This is a genomic window from Sandaracinobacteroides sayramensis (assembly GCF_022014495.1).
In the GTDB taxonomy this organism is placed as follows: domain Bacteria; phylum Pseudomonadota; class Alphaproteobacteria; order Sphingomonadales; family Sphingomonadaceae; genus Sandaracinobacteroides; species Sandaracinobacteroides sayramense.
In genome coordinates this window covers 1-1,755 of the sequence record NZ_JAKLSQ010000039.1, presented here as the reverse complement: position 1 = coordinate 1,755, position 1,755 = coordinate 1, and the positions used below count along the sequence as shown (strand labels likewise).

At 71.1% G+C, this 1,755-nt stretch carries 3 protein-coding genes; all 3 read right to left on the bottom strand.

Features of this window, described 5'->3' with window-relative positions; all coding sequences use genetic code 11:
- Positions 1-697, bottom strand: a 697-nt coding sequence (locus L6Q21_RS17890) for a two-partner secretion domain-containing protein (protein ID WP_237832123.1), incomplete at its 3' end; no start/stop codon positions are given.
- Positions 698-938: 241 nt separating this feature from the next.
- Positions 939-1,442 carry a hypothetical protein gene (locus L6Q21_RS17885; protein ID WP_237832122.1) on the bottom strand — a complete coding sequence of 168 codons (504 nt, stop codon included), beginning with the start codon at positions 1,440-1,442 and terminating at the stop codon, positions 939-941.
- A gap of 3 nt (positions 1,443-1,445) precedes the next feature.
- Positions 1,446-1,755: putative porin (locus L6Q21_RS17880; RefSeq protein ID WP_237832121.1), on the bottom strand; the 310-nt coding region annotated here is incomplete at its 5' end.

Below are 1,755 nucleotides of genomic sequence, written 5' to 3'. Positions count from 1 at the left end.
GGAACTGTTCGTTTGTGATATTAGCGGTTGCTGCGATGAGGTTTCTTGTGTTGACGGTTGAGCTTCCCCCGAAGATGATACCGTTTCGGTTGATGAGGTATACGGATCCGTCGGCTTTGATGGATCCGAGGATTTTGCTGGGGTCTGCGCTTGCGTCTGTGACTCGGTTGAGTGCGATCCAGTGGGAGTTTCCCTGCTGGTTGAAGTTGAGGTCGGTTTCTTTTCCGACGTTGAAGCTGTCCCAGTTGAGGATGGCTTTCTGCTCGGTCTGGGTGACCTCGACCTTGGTGCGGCCGTCGGCGCCCTGCGCCTGCGTCGGGCCCCTGGCGCCGACCCAGAGGCTGGGGTCGGTGGCGACGCCCTCGGCGACCTTCAGCCCGCCCTCGCCCAGGCCGTTCTTGATGGCGCTTTCCGCCGCCTTGGCGGCTTCGCGCGCCGCGATCTGAGCGGCATCCATCTGGGTGCGGATGCGCGACGCCTGCTGCAGGGCGGCGCGGGAGCGCTGGGCCGCGGCGATCGCCTGGCTGTTCTGCGTCGCCGCGCTCTGCGCGGCCTGGGCGGCGCGGGCGGCCGGGCTGATGACCGTCTGGCTGGTGCCCGGATGCGCCGCCTGCGCCGCGCTGTTGGCGAGCATGAGGGTGGCGAGCGAAGCACCGACCAGCAGGCGGCAGCGGGCGGATTGGGTCTTGGCGGTCATCGGTTCAACTCCAGAGGGCGGCGAACGGCGGGGCGACGAGCAGCGGCGAGGCCGCGCCGGTTCGATGGATTTGCGGAAAGGGGCGCGTGGCGGAACGCCGGCGCGGAAAGACGGGGCGCAGGAAGACGGGGCGCGGAAAGATGGGACGGGCAGCGGAACGCGGCCTTGAACCCGGGCTGGCAGCGGAACGCGGCCTCGAACTTGAACGGGCAGCGCAGCGCCGCCTGCGCGGGGGCGGCGCTCATGGCCTCGGCCCCATGGCGGGCGGCGTCACGGTGCGGCCGGGGCGCTGCGGGTGCACGGAATGGCCGAGCGCATTGCCCATGCGCAGGCTGGCGCCCGAGCGGCTGGCGACCCCGATCGAGACATCGGCGGACCCGGCTTCGGGCACGCTGAACCCGGTTCCGACACCCGCCTCGCGCCGGGCGGCGCGGGCGGCGGCTTCCAGCGCCTGGCTGGCGCAGTCGAGATGGCCCGCCTTGTAGCCGGCGATGTCCACCATGACGCAAGGGGCAGGCGCCGGCTTGCCGCCGATCACCGCCCCCGGCGCGCCGGCCAGGGCGGGCGCGCCGGAGAGCAGCGGGGCGGGCAACAGCAGGATAGCAGCAGCAGCCTGCAACCCCCGCGCCGTGGCGGCGCCGACCTGCCCACGCGCAGCCCTGGCGCCGGCCCATGCAGGCGCCTTGACGGCGCCGGCGAAGCCGGTCCGGGACGCGCGCGCGGGCTGGAAGGCAGCCGCCGGCATGGCTCAGAACTTCGTCAGGAAGTCGACGAAGACCCGGTCGATCGACAGCGGCGGACCGGCGATCTCGTCCGCGGACAGATAGCGGATGCCGAACACGCTGTTCTTCGCAACCGCATAGTGGCCGCCGGCGATCCAGCCCTTCAGGTTGGTGCCGCCGGGACCGAAGTCGCTGTCGGCAAAGCCGTCGACCGTCGCATCCGATTCCAGATGCCGGTACGCCATGTGCACGCCCCAGTCGCCGCGATCGGCGGACCAGCCGCCGTCCGTCATGCCCAGCTCCATGCTGCCGGCCACCACCCGCAGCTGCCAGCCG

Excerpts from the sequence above, each read along its gene's own strand:
- L6Q21_RS17885 (WP_237832122.1), bottom strand. The coding sequence starts at position 1,442 with ATGCCGGCGGCTGCCTTCCAGCCCGCGCGCGCGTCCCGGACCGGCTTC.